Annotated in this window: 13 protein-coding genes; 6 read left to right on the top strand and 7 right to left on the bottom strand. The window is 64.6% G+C overall.

What is annotated here, in order from left to right:
• Window positions 1-17: 17 nt before the first annotated feature.
• Genes CXQ81_RS24490 through arsC form a run of 3 tightly spaced genes read right to left on the bottom strand, consistent with a single transcriptional unit; the run spans window position 18 to window position 1,391 of the window.
• On the bottom strand, window positions 18-443 hold the full coding sequence (locus CXQ81_RS24490) for a DUF2069 domain-containing protein (RefSeq protein WP_053262269.1): 426 nt from the start codon (window positions 441-443) through the stop codon (window positions 18-20).
• Window positions 436-1,041 carry an NAD(P)H:quinone oxidoreductase gene (gene wrbA, locus CXQ81_RS24485; protein ID WP_007931797.1) on the bottom strand — a complete coding sequence of 202 codons (606 nt, stop codon included), beginning with the start codon at window positions 1,039-1,041 and terminating at the stop codon, window positions 436-438. Before wrbA ends, CXQ81_RS24490 begins: the two co-directional genes overlap by 8 nt.
• The gene (arsC, locus tag CXQ81_RS24480) at window positions 1,038-1,391 is read right to left on the bottom strand and encodes an arsenate reductase (glutaredoxin) (protein ID WP_007931799.1); all 354 of its coding nucleotides are present in this window, start codon (window positions 1,389-1,391) and stop codon (window positions 1,038-1,040) included. Before arsC ends, wrbA begins: the two co-directional genes overlap by 4 nt.
• A gap of 128 nt (window positions 1,392-1,519) precedes the next feature.
• Between arsC and CXQ81_RS24475 the strand changes: the two genes are divergently transcribed.
• Window positions 1,520-1,984, top strand: a complete 465-nt coding sequence (locus tag CXQ81_RS24475) for a TlpA disulfide reductase family protein (RefSeq protein WP_007931800.1) — start codon at window positions 1,520-1,522, stop codon at window positions 1,982-1,984.
• A 111-nt stretch (window positions 1,985-2,095) separates the two neighbouring features.
• Here the strand turns inward: CXQ81_RS24475 and CXQ81_RS24470 are convergent, their stop codons facing one another.
• From CXQ81_RS24470 to CXQ81_RS24455, 4 genes are all read right to left on the bottom strand, one after another.
• Entirely contained in the window at window positions 2,096-2,500 is a 405-nt protein-coding gene (locus CXQ81_RS24470) for an META domain-containing protein (protein ID WP_101338802.1), read from the bottom strand.
• Window positions 2,497-2,934 carry a hypothetical protein gene (locus tag CXQ81_RS24465; protein ID WP_009050281.1) on the bottom strand — a complete coding sequence of 146 codons (438 nt, stop codon included), beginning with the start codon at window positions 2,932-2,934 and terminating at the stop codon, window positions 2,497-2,499. The genes CXQ81_RS24470 and CXQ81_RS24465 overlap by 4 nt, the downstream gene beginning before the upstream one ends.
• A gap of 90 nt (window positions 2,935-3,024) precedes the next feature.
• On the bottom strand, window positions 3,025-4,014 hold the full coding sequence (locus CXQ81_RS24460; protein WP_101338801.1) for a 2-hydroxyacid dehydrogenase: 990 nt from the start codon (window positions 4,012-4,014) through the stop codon (window positions 3,025-3,027).
• Window positions 4,015-4,080: 66 nt separating this feature from the next.
• Entirely contained in the window at window positions 4,081-6,834 is a 2,754-nt protein-coding gene (locus CXQ81_RS24455; protein WP_101338800.1) for a response regulator, read from the bottom strand.
• A 220-nt stretch (window positions 6,835-7,054) separates the two neighbouring features.
• On the opposite strand from CXQ81_RS24455, the gene CXQ81_RS24450 reads away from it, so the two are divergent.
• From CXQ81_RS24450 to relA, 5 genes are all read left to right on the top strand, one after another.
• The gene (locus CXQ81_RS24450; protein ID WP_101338799.1) at window positions 7,055-7,777 is read left to right on the top strand and encodes a response regulator transcription factor; all 723 of its coding nucleotides are present in this window, start codon (window positions 7,055-7,057) and stop codon (window positions 7,775-7,777) included.
• Entirely contained in the window at window positions 7,764-9,176 is a 1,413-nt protein-coding gene (locus CXQ81_RS24445; protein ID WP_101338798.1) for a sensor histidine kinase, read from the top strand. Before CXQ81_RS24450 ends, CXQ81_RS24445 begins: the two co-directional genes overlap by 14 nt.
• Window positions 9,177-9,256: 80 nt before the next feature.
• On the top strand, window positions 9,257-10,159 hold the full coding sequence (cysM, locus tag CXQ81_RS24440; protein ID WP_053262263.1) for a cysteine synthase CysM: 903 nt from the start codon (window positions 9,257-9,259) through the stop codon (window positions 10,157-10,159).
• Complete coding sequence (gene rlmD / locus CXQ81_RS24435) at window positions 10,159-11,511, top strand: 23S rRNA (uracil(1939)-C(5))-methyltransferase RlmD (protein WP_101338797.1); 1,353 nt, start codon at window positions 10,159-10,161, stop codon at window positions 11,509-11,511. Before cysM ends, rlmD begins: the two co-directional genes overlap by 1 nt.
• A gap of 120 nt (window positions 11,512-11,631) precedes the next feature.
• Window positions 11,632-13,875 carry a GTP diphosphokinase gene (gene relA, locus CXQ81_RS24430; RefSeq protein ID WP_007927768.1) on the top strand — a complete coding sequence of 748 codons (2,244 nt, stop codon included), beginning with the start codon at window positions 11,632-11,634 and terminating at the stop codon, window positions 13,873-13,875.
• The last annotated feature ends 92 nt before the right edge of the window (window positions 13,876-13,967 follow it).

The raw sequence follows: 13,967 nt of genomic DNA, 5'->3' as shown, positions 1-13,967 counted from the left end.
CCCGCGACAGTGTGCCGTCAGGCGGCGCTGACCTGGCCTTCGCCCGCCAGTTTGCGGTTGAGCTGGAAGCGCCAGCGCACGTAGAGCAGGGCCGAGCAGAACACTGCCAGGCTGGCCAGCATCTCCAGGATGCCGAACAGCTGACGGTTCGGATCGTAGGCGGCCAGCGCGCCCTTGATGAAATACAGGTTCACCACAAAGCACATCCAGGAATGCCCGCGGGCGCTGCCCACCAGCATGCCCGGCGCCATCAACAGCAGCGGCACCAGTTCGATCAGCAGGATCACCCAGGGCCGGGCGCCGTGCAGGTCGGCGACGAACAGGTAGTAGCCGCAGAGCAGGCCGACCAGGCCGAAAAAACAGATCAGGCTCAGCACCCGGGTGATGCGTACGCGCGGCTCCAGCCATTCGATGGCCGGCAGGATCTTCGGCTTTTTAGCCACGGCTGCTCTCCAGTTGCAGGGCAGTCTTGGCCAGGCGCAGGCCCAGGGCGCGGCAGAGGGCGACCTCGTGCTCGTTCAGCGGGCTCTTGCCGTCGGCGCCGGCATGGTGGCTGGCCCCGTAAGGCGTGCCACCGCCACGGGTTTCCAGCAGGGCCGATTCGCTGTAGGGCAGGCCGGTGATCAGCATGCCGTGGTGCAGCAGCGGCAGCATCATCGACAACAGGGTGGTTTCCTGGCCGCCGTGCAGGCTGGCGGTGGAGGTGAACACCCCGGCCGGCTTGCCCACCAGGGCGCCGGTCAGCCACAGGTTACTGGTGCCGTCGAGGAAATACTTCAGCGGCGCGGCCATGTTGCCGAACCGGGTCGGACTGCCCAAGGCCAGGCCGGAGCAGTGCTTCAGGTCGTCGAGGCTGGCGTACAGCGCGCCGTCTTCCGGGATGCTCGGAGCCACGGCCTCGCAGTCGGCGGATATCGCCGGCACGGTGCGCAGGCGCGCTTCCATGCCACCTTGTTCGATGCCCCGGGCGATCTGCCGGGCCATCTCGTTGGTCGAGCCGTTGCGGCTGTAGTAGAGAACCAGGATGTACGGCGTACTCAAGGCAGGATCTCCAGCACGTTCTCCGGCGGCCGGCCGATGATGGCCTTGTCGCCGACTTCGAGAATCGGCCGTTCCATGAGTTTCGGGTGCGCGGCGATGGCGGCGATCAGCTGCGCTTCGCTGAGGCTGGCGTCGGCCAGGTTGAGGGTCTTGTACTCGTCTTCGCCGGTGCGCAGCAGCTGGCGGGCGCCGATCCCGAGCTTGCCCAGCAGGCTTTGCAGCTGGGCGGCATCGAGCGGGGTTTCCAGGTAGCGGACCACGGTTGGAGTCAGGCCACGGGCTTCCAGCAGTTCCAGCGCACCGCGGGATTTCGAGCAGCGCGGGTTGTGATAAAGCGTCAGATCGGTCATGGGCGGGTCGCATCTTGCGTAAGGTGGCGGCTATTCTACCTGTGCGACGGGCAGTCCTGAACCTTGCGAGGCGATGGGTCGCACGAGAAAGCGGGTTTGACGGTTTTTTTCAATACAAGGATCAAGGCATGGCAAGGCAACTGGCAGCGGCATTGGCGATCATCGGCACCTTGTTGCTGAGCGGCTGCGGTAACGATTACGGGGTCGATCAATATGGCCGGAAAGTCGCCGCCGAGCGCGTGGACAAGCAGTGGCTGGTGCTCAATTACTGGGCCGAATGGTGTGGGCCGTGCCGCACCGAGATTCCCGAGCTCAATGCATTGGCCGAAGGGCTCAAGGGCCAGCCGGTGAGTGTGCTGGGGGTCAATTTCGATAATGTGCAGGGCGAAGAACTGAAGAGCGCCAGTGAAAAACTGGGGATCAAGTTCACCGTGCTGGCGCAGAACCCTGCGGAGATTTTCGACTTGCCACGCAGCGAAGGCTTGCCGGTGACCTACATCATCGATGACCAGGGCAAGGTGCGTGAGCAACTGATGGGCGAACAGACCGCGGCGGGCGTGATGGCGAAGCTGGAAGCCCTGCGTGGGCATTGATCTGTAGCCGCCGCAGGCTGCGATCGGCCTGCAAGGCCGTTGCGATCTTGGGATCGCTGAAGGTCCTGTGGACCTTATCGCAACCTGCGGCAGCGGCTACAGGGGGTGGTATCAACCTTCCTCGAGCCACCAGCGCAACGGCTTGCCTTCGGCCGGCCAGAAGCGCACTTGCTCGATTGGGGAAATGTCCCAGCGCTGGACGGTTTCCAACGCCTGCAGGAAGCGTCGTTCCTGCTCCATCAGGGCTGGCGCGCACAGCTTGCGGGTGCTGCCGACCTTGCCGAAGCTGAGCTTGTCGCCCTCCAGGGTATAGGGCGCGAACCAGTGGTTGCAGCCGCCGTTGCCGTAGGCGCGCCCGTCTTCACCGAGGGTGATGGTCAGGTGGCTGTAGTCGATCAGCGGACGCTCGCCGATCCACTCCAGGATGTAGCTGCGATCCTGCTGCAGTTTCACCGGCTCCGCCGCGCAACCCAGCAGGCCGGCGCCGAACGCGGCGGTCAACGCCAGGCGTTTCATTGGGCGGCTCGCTGGCATTTCGGGCAGAGGTGTTTTTCCCCTTCGCTGATCCAGCCCAGCTCGGCGATCCGCGCGCTGGCCGCGGGCTTTTGCGCCTTGCTGCCCAGCTTGGCGTCCACCGCGAACTCGAAGCTCAGCTCGGCCGCGCAGCTGTCGCAGTTGACCTGCCACTGATGGATCGCCAGCTCGCCGAATACCGGACCACGGGCCACGGCGACCCACTGGCCGACCGGGTTGATCAGGTGCCGCACGGTTTCCACCGTCAGTCGCATCGACAGGTCCTTGCTGCCCTTGAGGGTGACGATCAGCACGTCGTCGTTGCGGATGGAACCACCGTTGCCGGTGACCTGATAGCGGCCGGGCACCAGGGCGCGGCATTCGATCAGAGTGTGTTGCGGGTTCATCAGGCTGTAGCGGAAATCGTGTTCGACCATGGGTCCTCCAAATCTGGCGCGTATGCTAGCACGCACCCCGATAGCTCAGGTTGCAGGCAGATGACCTTCGCTTACCGCCGGTCCGTCGACTCAGCCTTCCACCCGGTTGCAGGGCGCGCCGGCGGCCCAGGCGACGATGTTGTGCAAGGTGGTGTCGGCGATCGCCGCCAGGGCCTCGCGGGTGAGGAACGCCTGGTGGGCGGTGACAATCACGTTGGGGAAGGTCAGCAGCCGCGCCAGCACGTCGTCCTGTAGCGGCAGGTCGGAGCGGTCCTCGAAGAACAGCTGCGCCTCCTCTTCGTAGACATCCAGCCCCAGGTAGCCCAGTTGGCCGTTCTTCAGGGCCTCGATCAGTGCCGGGGTATCCACCAGGCCGCCGCGGCCGGTGTTGATCAGCATTGCGCCCGGTTGCATCCGGGCCAGGCTCTGGCGGTTGATCAGGTGTTTGCTGTCGGCGGTGAGCGGGCAGTGCAGGCTGACGATCTGCGCCTGGGCCAGCAGCTCCGGCAGGCTCAGGTAACGTGCGCCCAGGGCCTCGACTTGCGGGTTGGGGAAGGGATCGTGGGCCAACAACTGGCAGCCGAAGCCGGCCATGATCCGGGCAAATGTCGCGCCGATTTGCCCGGTGCCGACGATGCCGACGGTTTTTCCCACCAGGTCGAAGCCGGTCAGGCCGTGCAGGCTGAAGTCGCCTTCGCGGGTGCGGTTGTAGGCGCGGTGCAGGCGGCGGTTCAGCGCCAGGATCAGGGCCACGGCATGCTCGGCCACGGCATGGGGAGAATAGGCCGGGACCCGGACCACGCTCAGGCCCAGGCGTTTGGCCGCGGCCAGGTCGACATGGTTGTAGCCGGCCGAGCGCAGCGCGATCAGGCGCGTGCCGCCGGCGGCCAGTTGCTCCAGCACCGGGGCGCTCAGGTCGTCGTTGATAAAAGCGCAGACCACCTCGTGGTGCTCCGCCAGGGCCGCGGTGTCCAGGCTCAGGCGCGCGGCCTGGAACTGCAGCTCGATGCCCGGCGGCAACTCGGCACCGAGGAAGCTGTCGCGGTCATAGTTCTGGCTGCTGAAGAGAATCGTGCGCATGGCGTCGTCCTTGTGGGAGGTTGCCCCGAGCATGAACCTTCGGGGCAAACCTGTCGTTGCTCTGGGTCAGGCGTTGATGCGGGCCTCCGTGGCCAGGCGGTTGATGGCCCGTTCGAGTTCGTCGAGGGCGGCGAAGGCCTTGACGTCTTCCTGCTTGAGCAGGGTTTCGCTGCGCTGGCAGGCGGCGCGCAACTGCGGCACTCCGCAGTAGCGGGTCGCCCCGTGCAGACGGTGGACCCGTTCGATCAGCGCATTGTGGTCGTTGGCGGCACGGGCGGCGCGAATCGCTTCACGGTCGGCCTCCAGCGAGGCCAGGAGCATCGCCAGCATGTCGGCGGCCAGGTCCGCCTTGCCGGCGGCCAGGCGCAAACCTTCGTCGTGATCCAGCACTTGCAGCTCAAGGCCGTTGCCGGACGGTTCGCCAGTGCGTTCCGGCCCCTGGTTGCGCAGGGCCAGACCGGTCCACTTCAGCACCACCTGAGCCAGTTGCCGCTCACTGATGGGCTTGGTCAGGTAGTCGTCCATGCCGCTTTGCAGCAGTGCGCGTTTTTCGTTGGCCATGGCGTGGGCGGTGAGGGCGATCACCGGCAGCGGCGTGCAGTTGCGCTCGCTCTCCCACTGGCGAATCGCCTCGGTGCTCTGGCGGCCGTCCATGCCGGGCATCTGCACGTCCATCATCACCAGATCGAAGGATTCGTTCTGCACCGCCTTGACCGCCGCATAGCCGCTGTCGACCGCGAGCACCTTGGCGCCCATGTCTTCGAGCAGGGTCTGCACCAGCAGCAGGTTGGCCGGGTTGTCATCGACACACAGCACCCGTGGCGGGCGACTGGCGATCGGTTCGCTCGGCTCGTTGCGCACCACCTTGGGGTTGACCAGGTCGGCCAGGGCGCGCCGCAGTTTGCGGGTGCAGGCCGGTTTGGCCTGCAACTGGCTGTGAGGGTTGGGCACCGACAGATGGAACAGCGTCTGTTCGGTGGTCGGGCACAGCACCAGTACTTTGCAGCCCAGGTGTTCGAGGTCCCAGATGTGCTGGTTGAGGCGTTCCGGCGGCATGTCGTTGGTGGTGATGCCGAGCACTGCCAGATCGATCGCCTGTTCGGTCTGATGCACTCCGGTCACGCCGTTGGTCAGGGCTTCCAGGGTATTGAACGGCGTCACTTCCAGGCCGCAGTCCTCGAGTTGATGCTGCAGGGCCTGGCGCGCCAGTTCATGGTTCTCCAGGACCGCGATCCGCCTGCCGAGCAGCGGCGGGGCGGGCAGGTCTTCGGCGTCGTCGCGGGTTTTCGGCAGGCGCAGGCTGATCCAGAACTCCGAACCTTCGCCGGGCGTACTGTCGACGCCGATCTCGCCACCCATCTGTTCGATCAGGCGCTTGGAAATCACCAGCCCCAGGCCGGTACCGCCAGGCTGGCGCGACAACGAGTTGTCGGCCTGGCTGAAGGCCTGGAACAGGGCGCGCACGTCCTGGTTCGACAGGCCGATGCCGGTGTCCTGAATGCTGATGCGCAGTTGCACGCTGTCTTCGTGTTCTTCTTCGAGCATGGCGCGGGCGACGATGGTGCCTTCGCGGGTGAACTTGATGGCGTTGCTCACCAGGTTGGTGAGGATCTGCTTGAGGCGCAGCGGGTCGCCCACCAGCGACAGCGGGGTATCGCGATACACCAGGCTGACCAGTTCCAGCTGCTTGGCGTGGGCGGCCGGGGCGAGGATGGTCAGGGTGTCCTGCAACAGATCGCGCAGGTTGAACGGAATACTGTCGAGCACCAGCTTGCCGGCTTCGATTTTCGAGAAGTCGAGAATTTCGTTGATGATTCCCAGCAGGCTGTCGGCGGACTTTTCGATGGTGCCCAGGTAATCCAGCTGGCGCGGGGTCAGTTCGCTTTTCTGCAACAGGTGGGTGAAACCGAGGATGCCGTTGAGCGGTGTGCGGATTTCGTGACTCATGTTGGCCAGGAATTCCGATTTGATCCGGCTGGCCTCCAGGGCCTCCTTGCGCGCCAGGTCCAGTTCGATGTTCTGGATCTCGATGGTTTCCAGGTTTTGCCGGACGTCCTCGGTGGCCTGGTCGATGCTGTGTTGCAATTCTTCCTGGGCATTCTGCAGGGTGCCGGCCATGCGGTTGATGCCCGAGGCCAGCTCGTCCAGCTCCTGGCTGCCGAGCAAGGGCAGGCGGGTTTCCAGGTTGCCGTCCTTGAGTTGGGTAACGGCATGTTTGATCTGGCTCAGCGGGTTGTTGATGGTGCGCCCCATGCGCAGCGCCAGCAGGCCGGTGCAGATCAGCCCGGCGATAATCAGCAGCAGGCTGGCGAACAGGCTGCGGTAGCCGCGCAACAGCATGCTGTTATGGGACAGCTCCAGCTCGACCCAGCCGAGCAAGCGGTCGGACTCGTCGGGAATCAGGTCGCCGGCCAGGTTGCGGTGGCGGCCGAACACCGGCAGCAGATAGCGGGTGGCGTCGCTGCCGGTGCGTTGCAGCATCTGGCTGCCGTTACCGGTCGGCGCCTGGTTGAGCATGCTCGGGCCGGCATGGGCCAGGGGCGTGCGGTCGGGCGCGAGGAAGGTCACTGCGCGCACGTCCTGCTGTTCCAGGGACTGGGTGGCGATGCGTTCCAGCAGGGCGGTGTTCTTGTGGGCCAGGGCCGGTGCCACCAGGGGCGCCAGTTGCTCGGCGATCATTTCACCGCGTTGCAGAAGCTGGGTTTGCAGGTCCGACTGCTGCATCCAGGTGAAATAACCGCCCAGCACCAACGCCATCAGGCTGGTTGGCAGCAAGGTCAGTAACAGCACGCGGCCTTTGATCCCCAGTTTCTTAAGCACGCAACTCTCCTGCTACCACGCCGTTTTGAATGAACCCTGCGCACATCCGGTGCGCACCACCTGCGCAGTGTAGCCATTTGCTTTGCCGCAATCTTCGCAAAATTAACCGTCGAACCGCTCAGGTGCCGCGGGTTAGCGAGCGCTTTGTCGACCGGTGTCGGTTGCCCGGCCGCGGACAATCTTGAATAATCGCCCAACTGAGAATTACTTGCAGAAGCTAATGAATCCCGTATCTGTCGGCCATCCCCGGATCCTGAGTATCGAAGACGACCTGGTGCTCGGTGCCTATGTGCATGAGCAATTGGGCCGTTGTGGGTTTGATGTCACCTGGTGCCAGAACGGCCAGGAAGGCCTGACGATGGCTCGCCAGCAACCTTTCGATGTGGTGCTGATGGACATCCTGCTGCCGGGGATGGACGGGCTGACGGTGCTCACCCATTTTCGCCAGAGCCATTCCACGCCGGTGCTGCTGATGTCGGCGCTGGGGGCCGAGGCCGATCGCATCAGCGGTTTTCGCCTGGGGGCCGACGATTATCTGCCCAAGCCCTTCAGCATGGCCGAGCTGCGGGTACGGATCGAAGCCATCCTGCGGCGCGTGGCCCTGGATCGCCGGCCGGCCCCGGCGCCGCTCAGGCAGGAAGCCCAGGGCCTGCGTTTCGACGACGAGCTGTGCGACGTGCATTACGGGCAACAGTGGGCCGGGCTGACCCGCAGCGAATACCGCCTGCTGGAGACGCTCAACCGCAACGGCGACGAGGTCCTGAGCAAACCCTTCCTTTATCAGCATGTGCTGCAGCGCGGCTATGCGCCCCATGATCGCAGCCTGGACATGCACATCAGCCAGATCCGCCGCAAACTCAAGGCCATCGGTTATGTCGCGCGGGAAGTGCGCACGGTCTGGGGTAAGGGCTATGTGCTGAGTGCCGTCGATGAAATGGCCTGAGCTGCCCGGCAGGCATTCGCTGTTCTGGAAGCTGGCCTGCCTGTTGGTCGCGTTCTGCCTGCTGATGATCTGGCTGAGCTGGTCCTGGGGCCGCTACATGGAACAGAAGAACCTGTTCCTTTCCGACGAGGCCCGCGGCACGCTGACCGGCTACGCCGCCGAAGCCGAACGGGCCTGGAACCAGGGGCAGAGCGCCGGGGTCGATGCCTGGCTGCAGGGCATGGCCGAGCGCGAGCGCCATTGGGTGGGGGTCATCGGCCGCGACCTGCAATCGCTGAGCAGTTATCCGCTGAGCGAAGCCGAGAGCCAGCACCTGACGTTCCTGCGCGGCCTGGATTGGCCGGTCAGTCGGCATACCCGTGGCTTGCCCTGGCTGAAGATTGCGTTTCCCAACGACCCGTCCGCCGGCAGCCTGGTGATCGAGTTGCCCCAGCGCTTCATGCCCGGGCGCTACCGGGTGTTCTGGCGGGTGCTGACCAATGGCGTGATTCCCGGCCTGTTCACCCTGCTGCTGTGTGTCGGGCTGTATCGACTGCTGGTAGTGCCGCTGAACCAGCTGCGCGAACAGGCCAACGCCTGGCGCGCCGATCAACTGAATGCGCGGCTGTCGAGCCAGACCACCAGTCGCCAGGACGAGTTGGGTGAGCTGGGCCGGGCGTTCGACCAGATGTCCGAGCGCCTGCAGGGCACCGTGGCCTTGCAGCAACAATTGCTGCGCGATCTTTCCCATGAATTGCGCACGCCCCTGAGTCGCCTGCGGGTCGCCTGTGACGGCGAGCAGAGCCTGCCAGCACTGCGCGAGCGGCTGGCGCGGGAAGTCGATGGCATGCAGCGGCTGGTGGACGACACCTTGCAACTGGCCTGGCTCGACACCGAGCGGGCACCGCTGGCCGAGGAAGACATCCAGATCCAGGCCCTGTGGGAAATGCTCACGGAAAACGCCTGCTTCGAAAGCGCCTGGTCCGCCACGCAACTGCATTGCGCGCTGGACGCCTCGTGCTGGGTCCGGGGCAATCTGAATACCTTGGCCCAGGCCTTGGAAAACATTCTGCGCAATGCCATTCGTCATTCGCCCGCGGGCGGTCGTGTGCTGCTGGACGGCCAGCGCCAGGGCGAGCATTGGTTGCTGTGGCTGGAGGATGAAGGGCTTGGCGTGGCCGACGCCGATCTGCAGCGGATCTTCGATCCCTTTATCCGCCTCGACGGCTCGCGCCCGGGCCATGGCGGTTTTGGCCTGGGGTTGAGTATTGCGCGCAACGCCGTGCAGCGTCAGGGCGGCCAGCTGTGGGCGGAAAATACCGGGCGTGGGCTGCGTTTGAACATGCGCCTGCGGGCTACGGTTGTGATGGACGCGCCTTCGCCCGAGGCTGATTCGCTGCCTTATATCGTTAAGCCATAAGACCCTCACTTTGCGTGATATGGCCTGCGAACGTTTGCCGGTATGATAGTCGCCCCCGCAGTCCGGATTGCGAATACGCCATGACCTTGCAGTACCCCACCATCGCCGATTGCGTCGGCAACACCCCGCTGGTCCGTTTGCAGCGCCTGCCTGGCGTCACCAGCAACACCCTGCTGCTCAAGCTCGAGGGCAATAACCCGGCGGGTTCGGTCAAGGACCGCCCGGCGCTGTCGATGATCACTCGCGCCGAGCTGCGTGGGCAGATTCACCCCGGCGATACGCTGATCGAAGCGACCTCGGGCAACACCGGGATTGCCCTGGCCATGGCCGCGGCGATCAAGGGCTACAAGATGATCCTGATCATGCCCGACAACTCCAGTGCCGAGCGCAAGGCGGCGATGACCGCCTATGGTGCCGAACTGATCCTGGTCAGCCAGGAAGAGGGCATGGAAGGCGCGCGCGACCTGGCCGAAAAGATGCAGGCCGAAGGTCGTGGCAAGGTGCTCGACCAGTTCGCCAACGGTGACAACCCGGAGGCGCACTACACCGGCACCGGCCCGGAAATCTGGCGGCAGACCGAGGGCACCATCACCCATTTCGTCAGCTCCATGGGTACCACTGGCACCATCATGGGCACCTCGCGTTATCTGAAGGAACAGAACCCGAACGTGCAGATCATCGGCCTGCAACCGATGGAAGGCTCGGCCATTCCCGGCATTCGCCGCTGGCCGCAGGAATACCTGCCGAAGATCTACCAGGCCAGTCGCGTCGATCGCATCGTCGACATGGCGCAAAGCGAAGCCGAAGAGGTGACCCGGCGCCTGGCCCGCGAAGAAGGCATCTTCTGCGGCGTGTCCTCGGGCGGTGCGGTGGCGGCGATGTTGCGCCTGTCCCGCGAAGTCGAAAACGCGGTGATTGTCGCGATCATCTGTGACCGTGGCGACCGTTACCTGTCGACCGGCATCTTCGATGCGCCCAACTGATGGCTAAGCCAGTCAGAGGCCTGCGCTTCCAGCCTTCGGGCGGCAGCCGCGCTGCGCAGATACCCGTCGGGAAAAAACAGCGCCTGACCATCGAGCGTCTGGCCAACGATGGTCGCGGCATTGCCTTCCTTGAAGGACGTACCTGGTTCGTCGCTGGCGCATTGGCGGGCGAAGAGGTCGAGGCGCGCGTGTTGGGCGCCCACGGCAAAGTGGTGGAGGCCCGTACCGAGCGGGTGTTCAGCGCCAGCGAGTTGCGGCGCCCGGCGCCATGTGCCCATGCCGGCCGTTGCGGTGGCTGCAGCGTGCAGCATCTGCCCCATGACGAACAGCTTGCCCTGAAACAGCGCATGCTCGCCGAGCAGCTATCGCGGGTCGCCGGTGTCGAGCCAGAGGTGTGGGCGGCGCCCTTGAGCGGTCCGGAGTTCGGCTACCGGCGCCGGGCTCGGGTCGCGGTGCGCTGGGACGCCAAGGCGAAAAAGCTCGAAGTGGGTTTTCGCGCCGCCGGCAGCCAGGACATCGTCGCCATCGACGAATGCCCGGTGCTGGTACAGCCCTTGCAACCGATCATGAGCCGCTTGCCGGCCATGCTGCAGCGCCTGAGCAAACCGCAGGCACTGGGGCATGTGGAATTGTTCAGCGGTTCGGCGATTGCCGTGCTGCTGCGCCATATGGCGCCGTTGTCCGCGGCCGACCTGGAGATTCTCCAGGCGTTCTGCGCATTCCATGAGGCCCAGTTGTGGCTGCATGGCGAAGGCGAGCCGCAACCGGTGGACCCGGACCAGGCCCTGGGCTATCGCCTGGAGCCCTGGAATCTGCAGCTGGCTTATCGGCCGGGAGACTTTGTCCAGGTCAACGCCGGGGTCAACGAGGCGATGGTGGCCCAGGCCCTGGAGTGGCTGGCGCCACAGGCCGACGAACGCGTGCTGGACCTGTTTTGCGGCTTGGGCAACTTTGCCTTGCCGCTGGCGCAGAACGTTCGGGAAGTGGTGGCGGTCGAAGGGGTGGCGACCATGGTCGCGCGTGCGGCGCAGAATGCCGCTAGCAACAATTTGCATAACACCCGGTTTTTTCAGGCCGATTTATCGCAGCCTCTGAGCGACGCCGAGTGGGCCCGCGAAGGCTTTTCTGCGGTACTCTTGGACCCACCTCGGGACGGTGCTTTCGAGGTGGTACGCAAGCTTGCGAGCCTGGGCGCCAAGCGCCTGGTTTATGTGTCATGCAACCCTGCCACTCTGGCGCGTGACACAGTCGAACTGGTCAGACAGGGCTACCGGTTAAAACGTGCCGGGATCCTCGATATGTTTCCTCAGACGGCACATGTCGAGGCCATGGCGTTATTTGAAGCGAGCTAGGATGGCTCGTCTAATCCGTTGGCCCGTCAGGCAGCACTCGCCGGCCCAGCGAGGAAATACTGGCAGTGAAGGTCAGCGATTTGACGCATTGAATGTGCGTCGTAGGGAAGGTAAAGCAAGATGGTACAGGTGAGAGCGCACCAGCCGATCAACACCGACGGCAGTATCAATCTCGAGGCGTGGCTCGATCATGCGGTCAGCGTCGACATGGCGCTGGACCGTGAAGCCTTGAAAGAAGCCTGCGAGTTCGCTCGTGAGGCAGAGCAACAACACATCGCGGCGAAGAATCTCAGCGGCGAGGACATGTCGAGTTTCAGCACTGGCCTGGAGATCGCGGAGATCCTCGCCGACCTCAAGCTGGATCAGGATTCGCTGGTGGCCGCGGTGCTTTACCGTGGCGTCCGGGAAGGCCAGATCCCGCTGCCGGCCGTCAGCCAGCGCTTCGGCCCGGTGGTGGCCAAACTGATCGACGGCGTGCTGCGCATGGCGGCGATCAGCGCCAGCCTCAGCCCCCGCCAATCCCTCGTGCTCGGCACCCAGGCCCAGGTGGAAAACCTGCGCAAGATGCTGGTGGCGATGGTCGATGACGTGCGCGTGGCGCTGATCAAGCTGGCCGAGCGGACCTGCGCTATCAGGGCGGTGAAAAACGCCGACGACGAGAAGCGCAACCGGGTCGCCCGGGAAGTCTTCGACATCTATGCACCGCTGGCGCATCGCCTCGGTATCGGCCATATCAAATGGGAGCTGGAGGACCTGTCCTTCCGCTACCTGGAGCCTGAGCAGTACAAGCAGATCGCCAAGTTGCTGCACGAGCGGCGCCTTGATCGCGAGCGTTTCATCTCCGACGTGATGAACCAGCTGCAGAACGAACTGCGGGCCACCGGCGTCGACGCCGACATCAGCGGCCGGGCCAAACACATCTATTCGATCTGGCGCAAAATGCAGCGCAAGGGCCTTGAGTTCAGCCAGATCTACGATGTGCGCGCGGTGCGCGTGCTGGTCCCGGAAATGCGCGACTGCTACACCGCGCTGGGGATCGTCCACACCCTGTGGCGGCACATTCCGAAAGAGTTCGACGACTACATCGCCAACCCCAAGGAGAACGGTTACCGCTCGCTGCACACGGCGGTCATCGGCCCTGAGGGCAAGGTCCTGGAAGTGCAGATCCGTACCCACGCGATGCACGAAGAGGCCGAGCTGGGGGTCTGCGCCCACTGGCGCTACAAGGGCACCGACGTCAAATCCGGTTCCAACCACTACGAAGAGAAAATCTCCTGGCTGCGTCAGGTGCTCGAGTGGCATGAGGAACTGGGGGATATCGGCGGCCTGGCCGAGCAACTGCGGGTGGATATCGAGCCGGACCGGGTCTATATCTTCACCCCCGACGGCCACGCCATCGACTTGCCGAAAGGCGCGACCCCGCTGGACTTCGCCTACCGTGTGCACACCGAGATCGGTCACAACTGCCGGGGCGCGAAGATCAACGGGCGCATCGTACCGCTCAACTACAGCCTGCAGACCGGCGAGCAGGTCGAGATCATCACCAGCAAGCACGGCACGCCGAGCCGCGACTGGCTGAACCCGAACCTGGGGTATGTCACCACCTCGCGGGCGCGGGCGAAGATCGTCCACTGGTTCAAGCTGCAGGCGCGCGATCAGAACGTGGCGGCGGGCAAGACCCTGCTCGAACGCGAACTCAATCGCCTCGACCTGCCGCAGGTGGATTTCGACAAGCTGGCCGACAAGGCCAACATGAAAACCGCCGAGGACATGTTTGCCGCCCTGGGCGCGGGCGACCTGCGTCTGGCGCAACTGGTCAACCTGGCTCAGCAACTGGTGGAGCCGGAACGCGGCAACGAACAGCTGGAACTGATCCCGCGCAAGGCCACCGGCTACAAGCCGGGCAAGCGCGGCGACATCCAGATCCAGGGCGTCGGCAACCTGCTGACCCAGATGGCCGGCTGCTGCCAGCCGCTGCCGGGGGATGCGATCGTCGGTTACATCACCCAGGGCCGTGGGGTGAGCATTCACCGCCAGGACTGTGCCTCGGTGCTGCAACTGGCCGGCCGCGAGCCGGAGCGGATCATCCAGGTCAGCTGGGGCCCGGTGCCGGTGCAAACCTATCCGGTGGACATCATCATTCGCGCCTACGACCGCTCCGGCCTGCTGCGTGACGTGTCCCAGGTGCTGCTCAACGAGCGGATCAACGTGCTGGCGGTCAACACCCGCTCGAACAAGGAGGACAACACCGCGCTGATGTCCCTGACCATCGAGATTCCGGGGCTGGACGCGTTGGGGCGGTTGCTGGGGCGTATTTCCCAGTTGCCGAACATCATCGAGACCCGCCGTAACCGTACCCCTTGAAAGTCGGAGCGTAGGAGCGAGGCTTGCCCGCGATGGCGATTTGTCTGACATACCGCTATCGCGGGCAAGCCTCGCTTCTACAGAAAACATGG

Origin of the sequence: Pseudomonas sp. 09C 129, from assembly GCF_002843625.1 — a bacterium.
Classification (GTDB): Bacteria; Pseudomonadota; Gammaproteobacteria; order Pseudomonadales; family Pseudomonadaceae; genus Aquipseudomonas; species Aquipseudomonas chlororaphis.
The sequence above is the reverse complement of the archived record's forward strand: the minus strand, read 5'-3'. Positions and strand labels throughout refer to the sequence as shown.

Coding starts and splice junctions, on each gene's coding strand:
- CXQ81_RS24475 (WP_007931800.1), top strand. CDS start 1,520: ATGGCAAGGCAACTGGCAGCGGCATTGGCGATCATCGGCACCTTGTTG.
- CXQ81_RS24470 (WP_101338802.1), bottom strand. CDS start 2,500: ATGAAACGCCTGGCGTTGACCGCCGCGTTCGGCGCCGGCCTGCTGGGT.
- CXQ81_RS24450 (WP_101338799.1), top strand. CDS start 7,055: ATGAATCCCGTATCTGTCGGCCATCCCCGGATCCTGAGTATCGAAGAC.
- relA (WP_007927768.1), top strand. CDS start 11,632: ATGGTACAGGTGAGAGCGCACCAGCCGATCAACACCGACGGCAGTATC.
- rlmD (WP_101338797.1), top strand. CDS start 10,159: ATGGCTAAGCCAGTCAGAGGCCTGCGCTTCCAGCCTTCGGGCGGCAGC.
- CXQ81_RS24465 (WP_009050281.1), bottom strand. CDS start 2,934: ATGGTCGAACACGATTTCCGCTACAGCCTGATGAACCCGCAACACACT.
- CXQ81_RS24460 (WP_101338801.1), bottom strand. CDS start 4,014: ATGCGCACGATTCTCTTCAGCAGCCAGAACTATGACCGCGACAGCTTC.
- arsC (WP_007931799.1), bottom strand. CDS start 1,391: ATGACCGATCTGACGCTTTATCACAACCCGCGCTGCTCGAAATCCCGC.
- cysM (WP_053262263.1), top strand. CDS start 9,257: ATGACCTTGCAGTACCCCACCATCGCCGATTGCGTCGGCAACACCCCG.
- CXQ81_RS24445 (WP_101338798.1), top strand. CDS start 7,764: ATGAAATGGCCTGAGCTGCCCGGCAGGCATTCGCTGTTCTGGAAGCTG.